18 protein-coding genes and 1 pseudogene are annotated in these 15558 nt (G+C 56.8%); 8 read left to right on the top strand and 11 right to left on the bottom strand.

Annotated features, from left to right (window positions below):
- Positions 1-76: 76 nt before the first annotated feature.
- Together KY379_RS01310 and KY379_RS01305 are read left to right on the top strand one after the other, a co-directional pair.
- A pseudogene (locus KY379_RS01310) lies at positions 77-208 on the top strand (ATP-binding protein); the annotation flags it as partial.
- Between the two features lie 198 nt (positions 209-406).
- Positions 407-1321: an SGNH/GDSL hydrolase family protein gene (locus tag KY379_RS01305; RefSeq protein ID WP_182374846.1), complete on the top strand. Its 915-nt coding sequence runs from the start codon at positions 407-409 to the stop codon at positions 1319-1321.
- Positions 1322-1429: 108 nt separating this feature from the next.
- Here the strand turns inward: KY379_RS01305 and tnpC are convergent, their stop codons facing one another.
- From tnpC to ligD, 8 genes are all read right to left on the bottom strand, one after another.
- Positions 1430-2965, bottom strand: coding sequence for an IS66 family transposase (gene tnpC, locus KY379_RS01300; protein ID WP_153355493.1), 1536 nt, complete (start codon positions 2963-2965; stop codon positions 1430-1432).
- Between the two features lie 63 nt (positions 2966-3028).
- Positions 3029-3364, bottom strand: a complete 336-nt coding sequence (gene tnpB / locus KY379_RS01295) for an IS66 family insertion sequence element accessory protein TnpB (RefSeq protein WP_048388116.1) — start codon at positions 3362-3364, stop codon at positions 3029-3031.
- Positions 3361-3681, bottom strand: a complete 321-nt coding sequence (gene tnpA / locus KY379_RS01290; protein WP_261240401.1) for an IS66-like element accessory protein TnpA — start codon at positions 3679-3681, stop codon at positions 3361-3363. Before tnpA ends, tnpB begins: the two co-directional genes overlap by 4 nt.
- 267 nt (positions 3682-3948) lie before the next feature.
- On the bottom strand, positions 3949-4221 hold the full coding sequence (locus KY379_RS01285; protein WP_261240403.1) for a PepSY domain-containing protein: 273 nt from the start codon (positions 4219-4221) through the stop codon (positions 3949-3951).
- A 446-nt stretch (positions 4222-4667) separates the two neighbouring features.
- Positions 4668-4958 (bottom strand): hypothetical protein, encoded by a 291-nt coding sequence (locus KY379_RS01280; protein WP_064614520.1) that lies wholly within the window; start codon positions 4956-4958, stop codon positions 4668-4670.
- Positions 4959-5112: 154 nt separating this feature from the next.
- On the bottom strand, positions 5113-5505 hold the full coding sequence (locus KY379_RS01275; RefSeq protein WP_261240406.1) for an NUDIX domain-containing protein: 393 nt from the start codon (positions 5503-5505) through the stop codon (positions 5113-5115).
- A gap of 113 nt (positions 5506-5618) precedes the next feature.
- On the bottom strand, positions 5619-5843 hold the full coding sequence (locus tag KY379_RS01270) for a DUF2188 domain-containing protein (RefSeq protein WP_261240407.1): 225 nt from the start codon (positions 5841-5843) through the stop codon (positions 5619-5621).
- 4 nt (positions 5844-5847) lie between these two features.
- Positions 5848-8628 (bottom strand): DNA ligase D, encoded by a 2781-nt coding sequence (ligD, locus tag KY379_RS01265; RefSeq protein WP_261240409.1) that lies wholly within the window; start codon positions 8626-8628, stop codon positions 5848-5850.
- A gap of 205 nt (positions 8629-8833) precedes the next feature.
- On the opposite strand from ligD, the gene KY379_RS01260 reads away from it, so the two are divergent.
- The 3 genes from KY379_RS01260 to KY379_RS01250 are packed head-to-tail and all read left to right on the top strand — an operon-like array spanning position 8834 to position 11641.
- Positions 8834-10036 (top strand): zinc-dependent alcohol dehydrogenase, encoded by a 1203-nt coding sequence (locus tag KY379_RS01260; RefSeq protein WP_261240481.1) that lies wholly within the window; start codon positions 8834-8836, stop codon positions 10034-10036.
- Between the two features lie 13 nt (positions 10037-10049).
- Positions 10050-10283 (top strand): PLD nuclease N-terminal domain-containing protein, encoded by a 234-nt coding sequence (locus KY379_RS01255; RefSeq protein WP_261240410.1) that lies wholly within the window; start codon positions 10050-10052, stop codon positions 10281-10283.
- 32 nt (positions 10284-10315) lie between these two features.
- Entirely contained in the window at positions 10316-11641 is a 1326-nt protein-coding gene (locus KY379_RS01250; protein ID WP_261240411.1) for an SDR family oxidoreductase, read from the top strand.
- 57 nt (positions 11642-11698) lie between these two features.
- Here KY379_RS01250 and KY379_RS01245 read toward each other — a convergent pair whose 3' ends face one another.
- A complete protein-coding gene (locus tag KY379_RS01245; protein ID WP_085677703.1) occupies positions 11699-11977 on the bottom strand; it encodes a hypothetical protein in 279 nt (92 codons plus the stop codon).
- A 266-nt stretch (positions 11978-12243) separates the two neighbouring features.
- On the opposite strand from KY379_RS01245, the gene KY379_RS01240 reads away from it, so the two are divergent.
- Positions 12244-12696 (top strand): response regulator, encoded by a 453-nt coding sequence (locus KY379_RS01240; protein WP_261240412.1) that lies wholly within the window; start codon positions 12244-12246, stop codon positions 12694-12696.
- Positions 12697-12832: 136 nt separating this feature from the next.
- Positions 12833-13051, top strand: coding sequence for a general stress protein (locus KY379_RS01235; RefSeq protein WP_004573951.1), 219 nt, complete (start codon positions 12833-12835; stop codon positions 13049-13051).
- Positions 13052-13110: 59 nt separating this feature from the next.
- Here KY379_RS01235 and KY379_RS01230 read toward each other — a convergent pair whose 3' ends face one another.
- The gene (locus KY379_RS01230; RefSeq protein ID WP_261240413.1) at positions 13111-14454 is read right to left on the bottom strand and encodes a cation:proton antiporter; all 1344 of its coding nucleotides are present in this window, start codon (positions 14452-14454) and stop codon (positions 13111-13113) included.
- A 166-nt stretch (positions 14455-14620) separates the two neighbouring features.
- Between KY379_RS01230 and KY379_RS01225 the strand changes: the two genes are divergently transcribed.
- Positions 14621-15037, top strand: a complete 417-nt coding sequence (locus tag KY379_RS01225) for a low affinity iron permease family protein (RefSeq protein ID WP_104886477.1) — start codon at positions 14621-14623, stop codon at positions 15035-15037.
- Here KY379_RS01225 and KY379_RS01220 read toward each other — a convergent pair.
- Positions 15034-15468 carry a response regulator gene (locus KY379_RS01220; protein WP_004573946.1) on the bottom strand — a complete coding sequence of 145 codons (435 nt, stop codon included), beginning with the start codon at positions 15466-15468 and terminating at the stop codon, positions 15034-15036. The two genes, KY379_RS01225 and KY379_RS01220, sit on opposite strands and share 4 nt — an antisense overlap.
- Positions 15469-15558: the final 90 nt, after the last annotated feature.

Below are 15558 nucleotides of genomic sequence, written 5' to 3'. Positions count from 1 at the left end.
TGCAGCTGTCTCCAATAGAGTATGAGAAACGCTATTTCCTGAGCTTGGAGAGTGTCTAGGAAACCAGGGGCGATTCAAAGGTCTAGGGCTAGGGTTGTTCATAGCCAAGGAAATCACAGCCAGCCATGCCGGCAGCATTGATGTCGTATCTAGCCCTGAGCAAGGCACGACTTTTCGGATTAGTTTTCCGAGACAGCCAACGATATAAGCCCTGCCATTTTAACGAGCGAAAGCTTGCTCTTTGGTAACCGTCCGGGCAACACACCTTCCTGATGCCATTGTTTAACCCGCTAGCACTTGTCGCGAACAGGACAGACTTTGCGCACGCGACTAAAAATAGGTCGCTGCCGTGGCAATGCAAAACGTCGTCGCTGGTAGTCTGAGGTGAAAATCTGGGAGACTTTCAATGACTCGACGTGCTTGCTTGGCCGCTCTATTGACACTGACTGCAGCAACTGCCTTTGGCGCCCCCAGCTACAATCATCTCTATGCTTTCGGTGACAGCTACTCTGACAACGGAGCGGGTGAAATCTTCACTAGAAAATTGGCCGCACAGAAGGTCAAAGATGCACAGGAGCTACCCGGTTCGTTGTATTGGAAGGGACGCTGGAGCAATGGCCCCACTGCCGTCGAGGGCTTGGCTTATGCCTTGAAAACCCCCTTGACCGACTACGGGATTGGCGGTGCCAAGAGCGGCAACGGCAACTACTATGCCTGGATGGAGCCATCTCGCAACACTGGGGTTTTCGGTCAAATCGACGGTTATCTGAAAGCCGCTAAAACACACAAAGCGGATCCGAATTCGCTCTATTTCATTTTCATCTCAGCCAACGACTTTTTTGAATGGGCCGACTTCTCGCACCCAGAATCAATTGACGTGCTAAGCCAGAACAGCGTGGCGAACATACAGAAGGCTACCGAGACGTTGATTGCAGCAGGTGCGAAGCACGTGATGGTCGTGGGGACTACGGATTTGAGTCATGTGCCGGCTGTGGTGCAGGGCAATCAGGTCAAGAATGCAACAGAATACCAGCAGATACTCGAACAAAAACTACCAGCCGTGCTAACAACACTGGCTAAAACCCATCACGTCAGTATCAGTTACTTTGACCACCTGGCCTTCAGCAACAAGCTTCGCGCAGCCCCCGATGTTGCGGGTTTGAAGTATCTGGATACCCCGTGCCAAGCCACCTATCCGGACGTCAAGCCCGCGTGTGAAAATCCAGATGCCCATTACTACTGGGATGAATGGCACCCCACCCGCAAAGTCCACGCGCTGGCCGCCGAGGCGATGCTTGAAACGTTAAAAACCAGCCGCTGAAACGACGCCTTCGCGGGTAAGCCCTGCTCCTACAGTGCAGCGTCGATCACAGCTTTTGTGTACGACTCAAAACTATAGGTCAGCTTCAGCCGAACACACCTTGCGTGGTTAAACGGGCGCCCATTTATTCGGCAGTAACTCCGTAATCTCTCTCGCCCGCTGTGTCGGCAGTCGCGTCAGCACATCCTTGAGATAGGCATACGGATCATGCCCATTCATGCGCGCCGATTGGATCAAGCTCATGATTGCAGCCGCCCGTTTACCGCTGCGCAGCGACCCGGCAAACAACCAGTTCGAACGTCCGAGCGCCCATGGCCGTATCTGGTTCTCAACCTGGTTGTTGTCGATGGGCACAGCCCCATCGTCCAAGTAGCGCGTCAGCGCTACCCAGCGTTTCAAGCTGTAATCGAGGGCTTTGGCCGTAGCTGAGCCGTTGGGCACCAGATCGCGCTGGGCCAACATCCAGTCATGCAGTGTTTTGATGATCGGTACCGCCATTTCCTGACGTATTCGCCAACGATCTTCATCACTCACGTCCCGCGCTTGGCGTTCGACCTCGTACAAACAGCCAATCGAGTGCAAGGCCTGTTCAGCCAACTGACTTTTGTTCGCCACGTGCAGATCGAAAAACTTGCGACGAGCGTGGGCCATGCAACCGATTTCAGTGATGCCTTGTTCAAAACCGGCTTTGTAGCCAGCGAAATCATCGCAGACCAACTTGCCGTTCCAGTCGCCCAAGAAGTTGCGCGCATGTTCTCCGGCACGGCTTGGGCTGAAGTCATACACCACCGCTTTGAGCGCCGAAAACGGCGTAGTGCTGTAGGCCCAGACGTAGGCCCGGTGGGTTTTCTTCTCACCTGGCGCAAGCATTTGCACCGGTGTTTCATCAGCGTGAACCACACCTTGGCTCAGCACCGTTTCACGCAGTACATCGACCAGCGGCTGGAGTCGCACACCGGTTTGTCCGACCCACTGGGCCAAGGTCGAGCGAGCAATGGCCAGCCCGGCGCGGCCAAAGATCTTCTCCTGCCGGTACAGCGGCAAGTGATCGGCAAACTTGGCCACCATCACGTGGGCCAGCAAGCCTGCGGTCGGGATACCTTTGTCGATAACCTGCGCTGGCACCGGCGCCTGGATCAGTGTTTCGCACCGACGGCAGGCCCATTTGCCCCGCACATGTCGCTCGACGGTAAACACGCCAGGCGTGTAATCCAGCTTCTCGCTAACGTCTTCGCCGATGCGCTGAAGTTGGCAGCCACAGGCACACTGAGTGTTTTCTGGTTCGTATCGAATCACGGTACGTGGAAACTGCGGCGGCAAGGGCGCACGTTTCGGGGCTTGCCGGGCTTCGGCCTGCGGCGAAGCAGGGAGAAGCTGTTTCAGCTCGGCCTCGATCGCTTCAAGATCAGTATCGAGCAGGTCATCCAGCAAGCTACCTTGCGCCGGGCTGATTTGCTCGCTGCGCTTGGCGAACTTGTGGCGTTTGAGAAGGGCGATTTCGTAAGTGAGCTGCTCGATGATGCTTCCATCGTTCTGAATCTTCTTGCTCATCGCCTCGACCTGGGACTGCAACCGCAACGCCTGTGCCGCCAAGGCACGAAGCTGTTCCGGGGTCATCTGGTCGAGGTTGGGTAAGAAAGTCATGCCGTCGATTGTGCCAGAGCAGGCACGTAACGACGACAAGTAGACCGGCCAAATGGCCGGCGTTTACAGCATGCTGATCGCACCGCCTGCGCCGACGCGCTGCCACGGCAGGCCCAGCACCAAAGCCTGGAGTTGTTCGCTGTCGAGTTCGACCTCGCAGCCATGGCGAATGCCGGGCCAGTGAAACTTGCCTTGATTGAGTCGTCGCGCTGCAAGCCAGATACCTACGCCGTCGTGCACCAGCACTTTCATCCGGTTAGCCCGGCGATTGGCGAACAGATAAGCGCAGTGCGGCTTCGCCGCACCGAACACCGCGATCACTCGGGCTAATGCGGTTTCGGTACCGGCGCGCATGTCCATCGGCTCGGTGGCCAACCAGATCGCATCGATGCGGATCATTGAGCGACAGCCCGAATAAATTGCGCGCAGCCATCAGGATTCGAGGCTGGCCATTTCACCGTGATCAATTGCCCGGCCACGGGCAACTCGATGATCACTGTCGCTTCGGCTGGCCGTTTAGGTGCGGCCTTCAGCGGCACAAAGGCCGGTAGGGAAGTTGCTGCGGGTTGGTCTCGATAGAGCGGCATCCATTTGCGGATGACGTTGGCGTTGATGCCGTGGCTGATGGCGACACTGGACACGGTTGCGCCAGGTTGCAGGCATTCCTGAACAACCTGGGCCTTGAACGGTTTGGGATAAGAGCTTCGTTGGCGCATGGAGATCCTGGCGATAAGGGTGATCGCGTCCGCTTAAAAATACGCGGACACCATCGCCCTTAAAGCTGGAGTTCGGAAGGTGAGTTCGCCGGACGCTTACGCTCTTTGACCTTGAAGCGAAACCTGAACGTTAGCTAGGTCGATAGCCGCCGCTCGCTTCCGTTACCAAGAGACTGGCCCAGAAACGCTAAAATCTATTTGGGGAAACTAGCGAAAAAAAGCCCGCGCTTAAGGCACGGGCCGCTCAGAGAGCAACACCCGCCCTGATCAGTTATCCAGTTCGTCTTTTATGATCTTGCCGTCGTGCGGATCTACCTGGAATTCGTACCGCTTGCCATCAGCCTTGATACCCTCGCCTTCCCAATGACCGTCGTCGGCTTCGATTTTGGTGATTTGGGTGTAGCCTGCTGCTTTCAGGGCTGCCTCGGCCTGATCCTTGCTCACCTTCCAATCAGCACCCGGCGTATCAGCCCAAGCGGAAGAAGTCCCCATAGCACCAACCAATGCCAGGCCAGTGAACAGTCGAGTCATCGCTTTCATCGCTAACATCCTTTTTCATGGGATTTAACGTTCCGACCCGAACGCTGATCTTGACGTTCAGTTTGTATTGAAGACCGACAACGATGCCGGGCCCCATGGTGAACGAGTTCCTGCAGATCTCATGAGTCGCGGCTACTGGCTCACATGAAGAACGAATCAGAGCTCGGTAGCGATTGCGAGCGCAGCTATCCCTAGGTGCGATGGAAGCTCCCTTGCCCGCCTAGCAGCGGGCTTTCTTTTTACCGCAACTCATCATCGACTCGGCCGTTCGTCCGCTGGGGTGTCCGCTTACTCCTAACTGACCTTAGGAGCACCAGGAGTCGAATGATCCAGACGCCACTGGAGGGATATGGCCTATGGAAAGATCGCAATAAATCTAGCAGTTTGCGTTGGGCAGTTGGCCGTCAGCATCTGCGTTTAACGACCAACGTTGAAATACGTAGTGTCTAGGCCACCTGCTTCGCTGCTGGCCGTTGATCTGTAGCCAGACGTCTGGCTCTACCAACACCCCAGGCGAGCGCTCGAGTCATGGATTCGCCTGGGCGAGAATCGAAGGCTTCTTCATGCAATGCCATTCCACAGCCAGCGTACACACCTATAAACATTTGCGTCTGACCGGTGCGCGAGAGCCTGACCTGGACATCAATCGTTGTGCCGTCGTCCAGCGTCTCGTCATGAGTCCGATGATGAAGCACTGGATCCGCCCAATCCCAAAAAACATCACCTCGAATACGCATGCCGCCCTCCTACGACTTTAGTCTTATACGGAAACCTGACCATAGCAAAGCAAGGAGGCAGTTCAATGACTTAAGCGGTAGCAACGCGGAGTATCAGACAATCGGCGCAATTTTCGATACAAGAAAATTTCCTTGTACAAGTTTACAGCTGTGGTCAGGCGGTCAGAGCAGGCAACTGGGTTGCCAAGAGGCCGGCCGCAGCGGAATTCAGCAAGTCAGGCGTGAGCTTTTCACGAAGCACCCATTTACACGCGACAATTTCATGGTCGGCCACAGGCTTCTCAGTTTCGTGGAATCGGGTGGTGAAGATGTGATGCACGACCGAACCAACTCTGATTGAGCACAAAGAAAGCAGCCCATGACCTTCAATGGATGTCTCCTCACGCAGCTCTCTTGCTGCAGCATTATGAGGAGTCTCACCAGGCTCAATCGAACCACCGGGAAAATTCCATTTGCCGCCTTTTTTCCGAACAAGCAGTACCTTGCCGCTTCGCAGACAGATTATCGTTGCCCTGGATTTAATTCTGCATTTTCGTTTGTCCCGCATGCACACACTCGAATCGTCAGCACCAATCAACACCCATCATCTCGCGACACGGAGCATGGGCTTCTTCCCTGAAGACGGTTCCATGGTGCGTCTCGTTCAATCTCATCGGCGCATCAGCCCTTGGTTTTCCTCGGGTCAGCAGAGCGTGGATAGGTACGCTCCTCTTCAATGGTGCCGTCGGCCTTGTGGATTTTCACCGAGGCGGTTTTGCCCTCGAAGAACTCCGACAGTGAACCCACAAGCTCCTGCTTAGTGGCACTGCGTTTCGAAGCCCGTTCAGCTCCAGCCTTCCTGAGCTCCCAGCCATCTGCGGTGGGGCTGACGTAATAGTTGTCCATTGTTCTACTCCTTCTGTTTCATGCCGATTCGCTGCCTCATCTCTGAGGTAATGAGCTGCTTGGTGCTGGCCATTTCTGCCCATGGATCGTCGCCGGCAAGCTCATCTAGGCGCGTCTGGAGGTTGGTGATGTTCCACCTCGCTGCGGACTTGAGCTCGACGATCTCCTCTCGGTAGATCGGTACAGATACAGGTAGTCCTTCGCGAGCCCTGGCCGCATAGACATTGACCGTCGTAGCGCCTTTAGCGTTTCGCAAATAGTCGATAAAGATCTTGCCAATGCGATTCTTGGGGCCAAGCACAGCCGAAAACCGATCAGGGATGAGCTTGGCGATGTACTTCACCATCGCCTGGCTGAACGACTTCACTTCCTCCCACGAGGCCTTTGGCGTGAGTGGCACCATGATGTGGATGCCTTTACCACCGCTGGTCTTCAGGAAGGACTGCAGACCGAGCGCATCCAGCACCACCAGGGTGAGTTGCGTGGCTTCGACCATTGCTTTCCAGGGCAGTGCAGGATCGGGGTCGAGATCGAGAACGAAGCGATCTGGCTGATCTAAGTGTGAGGTTGTGCCGTTCCAGGAATGCAGCTCGATGGTACTCATCTGCACGGCGCCGACGAGAGCCTCGACGCTGTTGATCACCATGCCCGCCTTGCCTGCCTCAGCCTTTGGCACGGTCGTGATGTTGGGGATCGCCAAGCGATCAGCATTCTTCTGAAAGAACAGCTCGCCAGTGATGCCCTCAGGCGCTCGTACAAGCGAGATGGGACGATCTTTGAGGTGCGGCAATAGCCAAGGTGAAACTTGGGCATAGTATTCGGCCAGATCACGCTTCGTGAGGCCACTGGTAGGATCGATGACTCGCTCGGGGTGCGTGATCCTGACCTTGCCGCTTGGTGGTTTGGTCGGCTCCGCCTTGGCAGCACTCGCCTTCTTCGGCGCAGGCGCCGGCTGCTCTTCCGTGATGTCCTTAGCGGGTTTGTCAGTTCGGATGCCATAGAAGACGGCATGGCGCACCACGCCATCCGAGGTGATCTCAGCGAACATGACCTCGGCCAGGAGCTCCGGCTTTAACCAGTGGATGCCCTTGGCGTCGACACCCTTTGGCGGGTTCGCCACCGGCACCTTCTTCTGCTCCAGAGGCTGCAGCCTCTTCAAGATGGTGGCGAGGGTCGACTCGGTGAAACCGGTGCCCACCTTGCCGGCATACCGAAGCTCTCCGCTGTCCTTGTCGTTCAGAGCAAGCACTAATGCTCCGAAGCCGCTGCGAGCCCCTTTGGGATCGGTGAAGCCGACGATCACAAACTCCTGGCGGTGTTTGCACTTGAGCTTAATCCACGAGTCACTGCGCCTTGAGACATAGGGGCTTCCGGAGCGCTTCCCAATGAGGCCCTCCATCTTCATCTGGCAGGCGCTGTTCATGAGCGCATCGACGTCCTCGGTGAAGTCGTCAGAGAATCGTAGCAAGGCGTTTTCGTTGCTCTCCATGATCTGCATGAGAGCGGCTCGTCGCTGCTCCACAGGCACCAGGCGCAAGTCGGCGCCGTTGAGGTACGGGAGGTCAAACAGATAGTAGATGATGCCCTGGCTCTTACCTGCGTCGAACGCATTTTGCAGCAGCTGGAAATCGGGCACGCCATCAGCGTTCGGGACGACAATTTCACCATCGAGCCAAGCGCTTTCTAAGCCAAGTTCCTTGATGGCTGCGGCCTGCTTCGACAGCTTGTCAGTCCAGTTATGACCATTGCGGGTGAACAGGCCCACGTCCTCACCATCAACTCGGCAGAGCATGCGATAGCCGTCGAATTTGATTTCGAACCGCCATTCACTGCCCTGCGGACTCGACTCGACGAGCGTGGCCAACTGCGGTGCGAGCTTCTCTGGAAGGTGTGCCGGCACGGCATGAGCCGTTCGAAGCGGCTCTGCTTTAGATGCTGAATCAACGGACGCTGATGACTTGGATTTACCTCGTTTCTTGGGGATGACGGTACGGTCGCTGAGCACGCTGTTCGGTTGTTCTGCCACTACATCGAAGTCAGCCAGCGGTTTAGCCGACTCGTCCTGATGCTTGATGAGGAACCACTGCTCCTGCTTACCCTCAATGTTGGTTCGAACCAGGTTCCACAGGCCGGACAGCTTCTCACCCTGAAGCTCAAATTTCAGGCGTCCCTTCTTATATGCCTCAGCTGGATCGCCTTGAGGAATCCAAACGCCGCGATCCCAGACGATCACATCACCGGCACCGTAATGGCCTTCGGGAATGGTGCCTTCGAACGAGGCATAGTCCAGCGGGTGATCCTCCACGTGCACCGACAGCCGCTTGATCTTGGGGTCAAGACAGGGCCCTTTTGGGATCGCCCAACTCTTCAACGTGCCATCGAGCTCCAGGCGAAAGTCGTAATGCAGCCGTGTGGCGTCATGCTTCTGGACGCAAAATTGGAGGGCCTGAACCTTCCGCTTCGACTGCTTACGATTTCCAGAGGGCTCAGGCGACGCGCCGAAATCTCGCATCCGGTTGTATTTTTCAAGGCTGGAGGCACCGGGATTGGTGGCCGTATCGGGCTCGATGACGACCTTGCCTAAAATCACCTCAACGAGCTTGGCCAGGGTTTTGCGCTGAGCCTTGGCTTCAGCAGTGAGGATCTGAACGGCCATGGTTTCACGCAGATCCGGGAGTGCTTCGCCAGCCTCCAATGCCTCCGCTTCTGTAAGCGCTTGTACCTGTTCAAGCACCTCAGGTCGTGAGGCAGCGAACACCATGAATGCCAACATCGTGTCGTCCATCGCCACGCCCCTCGTTTGATCGGCCCGGCTCTTGTGGCACGGGCTTAGATCGTTCGATACCGGTGTGATCAGGAATGTTCAGCTTGAAATGGTGGCGTCGAGAATGAGTTTTAAGTACCACCGGACTTGTTGGGCTGAACTTTGCCATCTGTCATGGCTTCCCCTGCATACCTATCACGGAAAAACGCCTGCAGGAGCTGACCTTATGAGAGCACTGACCTACCACGGAGCACACGACGTCAGGGTCGATAACGTCCCCGACCCCATCATTGAGCAGGAAGACGACATCATCCTCAGGGTCACCGCCACAGCCATTTGCGGCTCTGACCTGCACCTTTATCGAGGCAAAATTCCAGAAACCGAAGCGGGTGATATCTTCGGCCATGAGTTCATGGGCATCGTCGAAGATACTGGCAGTGCCGTCACCAATCTGCAGATCGGCGACCGCGTAGTGATTCCCTTTGTGATCGCTTGCGGCAGTTGCTTCTTCTGTCAGCACGATCTGTTTGCTGCCTGTGAAACCACCAACACAGGTCGTGGTGCGATCATCAACAAGAAGGGGATTCCCCCAGGCGCCGCGCTGTTTGGATATAGCCATCTCTATGGCGGTATCCCTGGCGGCCAGGCGGATTACGTGAGGGTGCCCAAGGGCAACGTCGGCCCGTTCAAAGTGCCCACCGAGCTGGCCGATGACAAGGTGCTGTTCCTCTCGGACATTCTGCCAACCGCCTGGCAGGCGGTCATCAATGCCGAGATTGGTCAGGGTTCATCGCTGGCGATCTACGGTGCCGGGCCAGTGGGCTTGTTGAGCGCCGCCTGTGCGCGAATGCTCGGGGCACAGACCATTTTCATGGTTGATGACAACGACTACCGCCTGGCCTATGCCAGCGAGGCTTACGGCGTCATACCGATCAATTTCGAGCAGGACGACGATCCAGCCGACAGCATCATCCGTCAGACGCCAGGTATGCGCGGCGTCGATGCGGTGATCGACGCGGTAGGGTTCGAGGCCAAAGGCAGCACCGCCGAAACGGTAATGACGGCGCTGAAGATCGAAGGCAGCAGTGGCAAGGCGCTACGCCAGAGTATTGCTGCGGTGCGGCGTGGCGGCGTCGTCAGCGTCCCCGGTGTATACGCGGGCTTCATTCACGGGTTCATGTTCGGCGACGCGTTTGACAAAGGCCTTACCTTCAAGATGGGCCAGACCCATGTTCAGAAATATCTACCTGAGCTGCTGGAACACATAGAAGCAGGACGCCTGCAACCAGAGCTGATCGTCACCCACCGCCTGGCACTCGAAGAAGCGGCCTTGGGCTACAAGATGTTCGATCAGAAGCAGGACAACTGCCGCAAGGTCATCCTCGTGCCAGGCGCGGCAGCGGGCACCTTGGGCCCTGACTTCGTGTAAAGGAGGCAAGCACATGAACGGTCTCGCCAGCTACTTCTGGATTGCCGTGGCAGCAATCCTTTTGCTCATCGATCTGTGGGCCATCGTCAGCGTGTTCCGGAGCGACAAGCCGGATGCAGTCAAGGCGGCCTGGGCCCTGCTGATCGTGGCGCTACCGCTGGTTGGTCTGGGTATCTGGGGCGTTGCTGGCCCGCGAGGTATCAAGCGAGGCACTGGCCCCACTTCCGACGAGCACAGCAAAGGCTGACATCTTCGAGCTCCACTTACAGGGGTTTCAACATGATCGATCAAGCGACAGGCATGAAATTAGGCGAACGCTATCGCGTGGAAAACGTGGAGCGCGCTCATCAGTTTCCAGGCTTCTTTCAAGACGGGAAGTATTACCTCGGCCCTGAACTTCTCACCGCCGTGGGCTGGCTCGAAGGTACGCGCTTCATCTACGACAGCCTGGATGCCGAAGGTGAGCCCGTATTTCCAAACCGGGAGGCAGGCACGGTCGAAGGGCTGACGTTGACCCTGATCGATGGCACCTCCCTTGAGCTCTCGCGGATCGAGGCCAGCGAAACCGTTGCCCCCCTTGACCCCAGCGCCTCGGGTGCGCAACGAGAAGCACCTGACCTTGGCGCTCCGCTCAAAGGGCCTCTGCGCGGCAAGGTCGTGGTCATCACCGGCGCATCCAGCGGCATAGGCCGAGCCGCCGCGCATGCCTTTGCGTGCAAAGGTGCTCGCCTGGTACTCGCCGCACGCGATGAAGAGGCGTTGTTCGACGTGCTGGATGAATGCACCGATTGCGGTACGGATGCCATAGCGATCACGACCGACGTCACCCACAGCGACCAGGTTCAAGCGCTGGCCGCTCAGGCCGTAGACTTTGGACATGGACGGATCGATATCTGGGTCAACAATGCCGGGGTCGGCGCGGTCGGCAATTTCGAAGAAACGCCGTTGGAGGCGCACGAGCAGGTCATCCAGACTGACCTGATCGGTTACCTGAGAGGTGCCTACGTCGCCCTTCCCTTCTTCAAGGCACAGGGCAGCGGCATTCTGATCAACACGCTGTCGCTGGGCAGCTGGGTGGCCCAGCCCTACGCCGCCGCTTATTCGGCGAGCAAATTCGGCTTGCGTGGACTGACCGAGGCATTACGGGGCGAATTGACTGAGTTTCCCAACATCCATGTTTGCGATATCTATCCAGCAGTCATGGACACACCAGGCTTCCGAGACGGCGGTAACTACACCGGGCATGCGCTGACACCGCCAGGCCCCGTATACGATCCCGAAATGGTGGCGAAGGCTATGGTGGCCTGCGCAATCTCGCCTCGGGCTCACACCACGGTTGGCGCTGCGGCGCGCCTCGCGCATTTGGCCAGCTACCTGATACCAGGCCTGTCACTGCTGTCAGGAAGGCTGACGCGCTGGGGGATAAATCGCAGCCCAACAGCCGAAACATCATCAGGCAACCTCTTCGAGCCTCCAAGTGGCAGGAGAGGTATCGATGGAAGTTGGAGGAAGCCAAGTGACAGAACGCCGCTGCTGATCGGCGCAGCGGCGCTGGGAATCCTTGTGGGTTTTACACTCACTCATTCACAACGCAGGGGTAGATAGAGAGGGTCTGCTTAAGGAGGAATGAGCGTGGTTTCATTGCGAGATCACGTTCGATCCCTACTTTGCTAACGAACTCGTGGGATTAACATGGCGATAGTCCTCCCCTGCTACCGCTCTCAAGTAAGCAGCGTCAGCCTCCAGACGAAGATCGCGCCATTCCTGCCAGCAGATAATCCCTCGACGATCCATCTCATCGGCCTGGCGAAGCAATTCCTCGTGATAGTCGTCAGGCGAGTCCATGCGCAATGCCCTGTCTTCAAGCACCCGATACCAAACCGCCAGACAATTGAGCTTCAGCAGTTGGGCGGCAGACAGGTTTTTCTCGAGCGTTCGCATTAGGAGGCCTCACACTCTGATGGAGGGTTGAGTCACGAAGATTCCAGAGGTTCAGTAAAGCGGTGTCAGCGGCGTCGATGTTTCCAGAGGGTCGCCCCGTTACAGTTCCGCTCACGGATGGAAATGGATGGCACTGACTCTAGTTGGAGTGAATTTCTTGAACGCTGGCGATGTCGTAGTGATGGCGCGCTGCTACGTCTTGCTGGAAGAAAGCAAGCAGACCTGGATGTCCCTCCCTTCCTGCAGCCGCATGTCCGAGTATCCGTATGAAAGAGCTGCATTCCGCTGCGAAGATAATCCGCCCAACTGTTCTCATCGTGGAGGACGAACCCATGATCCGAGAGCTTCTAAGCCTGTACCTAGAAGACTGGGGAGCCATGGTGACAGCGGTGGCGACTGCCGATGACGGCAATGAGGCGTTGAGGAAGCAAGATTGGACGCTGCTGATAACGGATGTACAAACGCCTGGTTTATTCAATGGGGTTGATCTTGCCTGGATGGCAAGCCAGCAAAAACCTCAGACGCGCATCATTGTCATGAGCGGATACTACGAATTTGCAGGGAGAGTGTTGCCGCCAGGTGCGGAGTTCCTTCCTAAGCCGTGGCCAATAACCCAGCTCCAGGAACTGCTCTGCGCTCAGCTTAACCACGCCGACGGGGCTGGAAGGTCGGCGTCTGCCAAGCTTGATCCTTTCCAAACGTTCGCGAACAAAGCTTAAGGACGCCACACACGCCTGCACCGGTTCTTTCGCGCAACCCGTCGGCCTCGGCCAAAACCCACGGAGTAAACACCCCGCGCCCCGACGTCCGAGTTGAACACAGACTTTCCTGTGTGACGACATGAGGTGAAAGATCATGGCTAACAACCAAACCAATCGTGGCCATCAAGGTGGTACTGCTCAGAACAATCCTGGCAATTTTGCCAATGATCGCGAGAAAGCGTCGGAGGCAGGTCGCAAAGGCGGGCAGAGTTCAGGCGGCAATTTTGCCAACGACCGTGAGCGTGCCTCCGAGGCGGGCCGTAAAGGCGGGCAAAACAGCCACGGCGGCGGTCGCGGTAGCGAAAACCGCTAACTGGCGGTGATCCAGTGCCAGGGCAATAGCTGCCCTGGCACTTTTCTCATGAACGGCCATCAGGAGACCCTCTCCTTCCACGCTTCGTATCTGGCAAGGAGCGGCTGGACGCTCAACCCATGCAGCAGAATGCTCAACGCCACCACGGACAGCACCAGGTTGATGCTTTGCGCGGCCAAGGTGGGAAGCAGCCCATGATTGAGGGCATAGAACAGGTAGTAGAAGCTGCCGATACCTCGGATGCCAAACCACCCTAAAAGTCCACGCTGGCGGATATCCAGCATTCCTCGAGCCGGGAACAGCAGGATGCTGATGGGGCGAATGACAAAAAACAAAGCACCGGCAACAAGCACTGCCCGCCAGTCCCAATGCTCAATGAGCACTACCCCGAGCAGGGTCACCAGAAATACTTCCATTGCCCGTTCGATCAGGCTACCGAACGCCAACATGTCACCCAACATGATCCCCGCTGCTACCTGCGAGTCGTCGAGCCCTTTCAGATCGCCTTTGACTGCTAGCTCCGGCGCCACGTGCTGGTGACCTACCACAGGCTGTACCAAATGTTCAGCAGCCGGCGCTTCAGGGCTATTGGCGGTCTGCACCTCCGCCTGACGTAAACCAAGTCCCGCAGCGAACACCGCGAGGAACCCATAAGCCTGTATCGACTCGGCGCTCACGTATGCCAACGCAATCAGGGCAAGGGCCAGATAGTCATTGGGCGAGACGGTGCTGTCGTCGTTGCGCAGACGCAAGAACAGCGTGAGCTTGCCCAGGCCGCGCCCCATCCAGTAGCCAAGCACTAGACCTGCGGTTACTGCCCACAGCATGTCCTTGAGCAACCAGTCACTGAACCAAGTCTGGCCATTGTCCTGTTGCAGGAACAGTCCAAGCATGACGAAGGGAAACGCCACGCCGTCGTTGAGCCCTGCCTCACCCGACAAGCTGAAACGGACAAGATCATCGTCCCGGGCATCAACCACCTGCACCAGGGTTGCGAGCACGGGGTCAGTGGGTGCGAGGATCGCCCCGATCAGTAACGAGACGCCCCACCCCAAGTTCAGGCCGTAGTGCAGCACCAGCGTTACCCCACCGATGCAGAGCAACATCACCGGCCCGGCTAGAAAAAAGGCGCTGCACCAACGGCGGTTGTGCAAGGGCAGGCGCAATTTCAAACCACTGAAGAACAGCGAAAACAACACCGCGACTTCTGTGAGGTGCTCCATCCACTCGCTCGACTTGCTCACGTCCAGTTGAAGAAAACCCAGCCCCGATGTCCCCAGGACGATGCCCAGGGCAAGGCACACTACAGACGAGGTCACAGGGATCCAGCGCAGGTAGGAGGATGAGAGTGCGAGCAGCAGCAAGACTGCGCCCAGCATGGCGAACCAGACGATGAAGGTCATCTGTGCAGAAGCCTTGGGAAAGTTTTCGAGTATTTTTTTGACTTTCCGGCAGGCCACGTCGTTCCGCTGCGCTTGGTGGGCTCACCCAATACCTCGGTGAAATGTAAAAAAAGATTTCAGCGCTCCACTGCGGTCAAACCCTATAGATCGCAGTGGAGATTACGTCATGAAATTCGCCCAGTTCTGCCAATGGCTCGCCAACCACGCCGGTAAGCCGAGCACCTTCTTGATCGCCGTGGTGTTGATTGCCATGTGGGCGGCCTCTGGGCCCTGGTTTCACTACAATGATACCTGGCAACTTATCGTCAACACGTCGACCACCATCATCACATTTCTGATGGTTTTCCTGATCCAGAACACCCAGAACCGGGATAACGACATCATCCACGTGAAGCTCGACGAACTGATTCGCGCTACGAAATCTGCGGAGCAGTCGGTATTGGATCTCGAAGCGCTCGATAACCGGGAAATCCATAAACTTCGCAAGCAATATCAGGCGATGGGCAGCGAATGTGATCCCCAACATCAGGCGCCTGCTGAGCATCAGACGGACGATGTGGCTCGGGATAACCTACAGCGCTAGAGACCTTGTTGGTGGCCCAGCAGAAGAGTTGAAGGTACGTCTGCAGGGGGAAGCGCTTGGTCAATAGCTTGAGCGAGCTCCTCTATCGACCACGGCTTGAAGAGGTAGGTAACAGGTGGTGTGACCTGAGAAGCATCCAGCTGATAGCCCGAGGTCAGAATGGCGGGTAGCCCAGGCCACCTTTCGTGTGCCATGGAGATGAATTCCATACCTTTGATGCTTCCCGGAACACCGTGATCGACAACGATCAACGAGCAGTCGCTCTTGAGTCCCATCAAGTGAATCAAAGCATCTTCTGAGTTATCGAACGCATCGCAGGTGGCGCCCAACTCGATCAGGATTTCCACCAGAAGGGCTTGAAGCGTTGGATCATCCTCTACGACAACTACTGTCTTCCCTGACAGCGACAAACCCTCAATGTCGAGCTTCATCACCCTCTCCAGTACGTAATCCAATGGTCGAGTGTTTCACTCTTCCGGACATGCGTCGATGGGGGCTAAAGGCCACCAAACTCAATGGCC

The organism is Pseudomonas sp. HD6422 (assembly GCF_025377065.1).
Classification (GTDB): Bacteria; Pseudomonadota; Gammaproteobacteria; order Pseudomonadales; family Pseudomonadaceae; genus Aquipseudomonas; species Aquipseudomonas putida_U.
This window is presented reverse-complemented; position numbering and strand designations above follow the sequence as displayed.

Excerpts from the sequence above, each read along its gene's own strand:
- KY379_RS01240 (WP_261240412.1), top strand. The coding sequence starts at position 12,244 with ATGAAAGAGCTGCATTCCGCTGCGAAGATAATCCGCCCAACTGTTCTC.
- tnpB (WP_048388116.1), bottom strand. The coding sequence starts at position 3,364 with ATGATCCGCATCGATGCGATCTGGTTGGCCACCGAGCCGATGGACATG.
- KY379_RS01255 (WP_261240410.1), top strand. The coding sequence starts at position 10,050 with ATGAACGGTCTCGCCAGCTACTTCTGGATTGCCGTGGCAGCAATCCTT.
- KY379_RS01285 (WP_261240403.1), bottom strand. The coding sequence starts at position 4,221 with ATGAAAGCGATGACTCGACTGTTCACTGGCCTGGCATTGGTTGGTGCT.
- KY379_RS01225 (WP_104886477.1), top strand. The coding sequence starts at position 14,621 with ATGAAATTCGCCCAGTTCTGCCAATGGCTCGCCAACCACGCCGGTAAG.
- KY379_RS01245 (WP_085677703.1), bottom strand. The coding sequence starts at position 11,977 with ATGCGAACGCTCGAGAAAAACCTGTCTGCCGCCCAACTGCTGAAGCTC.
- KY379_RS01230 (WP_261240413.1), bottom strand. The coding sequence starts at position 14,454 with ATGACCTTCATCGTCTGGTTCGCCATGCTGGGCGCAGTCTTGCTGCTG.
- tnpA (WP_261240401.1), bottom strand. The coding sequence starts at position 3,681 with ATGCGCCAACGAAGCTCTTATCCCAAACCGTTCAAGGCCCAGGTTGTT.
- KY379_RS01305 (WP_182374846.1), top strand. The coding sequence starts at position 407 with ATGACTCGACGTGCTTGCTTGGCCGCTCTATTGACACTGACTGCAGCA.
- KY379_RS01275 (WP_261240406.1), bottom strand. The coding sequence starts at position 5,505 with ATGCGGGACAAACGAAAATGCAGAATTAAATCCAGGGCAACGATAATC.
- KY379_RS01235 (WP_004573951.1), top strand. The coding sequence starts at position 12,833 with ATGGCTAACAACCAAACCAATCGTGGCCATCAAGGTGGTACTGCTCAG.
- KY379_RS01250 (WP_261240411.1), top strand. The coding sequence starts at position 10,316 with ATGATCGATCAAGCGACAGGCATGAAATTAGGCGAACGCTATCGCGTG.
- KY379_RS01280 (WP_064614520.1), bottom strand. The coding sequence starts at position 4,958 with ATGCGTATTCGAGGTGATGTTTTTTGGGATTGGGCGGATCCAGTGCTT.
- KY379_RS01260 (WP_261240481.1), top strand. The coding sequence starts at position 8,834 with ATGAGAGCACTGACCTACCACGGAGCACACGACGTCAGGGTCGATAAC.
- KY379_RS01270 (WP_261240407.1), bottom strand. The coding sequence starts at position 5,843 with ATGGACAACTATTACGTCAGCCCCACCGCAGATGGCTGGGAGCTCAGG.
- tnpC (WP_153355493.1), bottom strand. The coding sequence starts at position 2,965 with ATGACTTTCTTACCCAACCTCGACCAGATGACCCCGGAACAGCTTCGT.
- ligD (WP_261240409.1), bottom strand. The coding sequence starts at position 8,628 with ATGGACGACACGATGTTGGCATTCATGGTGTTCGCTGCCTCACGACCT.
- KY379_RS01220 (WP_004573946.1), bottom strand. The coding sequence starts at position 15,468 with ATGAAGCTCGACATTGAGGGTTTGTCGCTGTCAGGGAAGACAGTAGTT.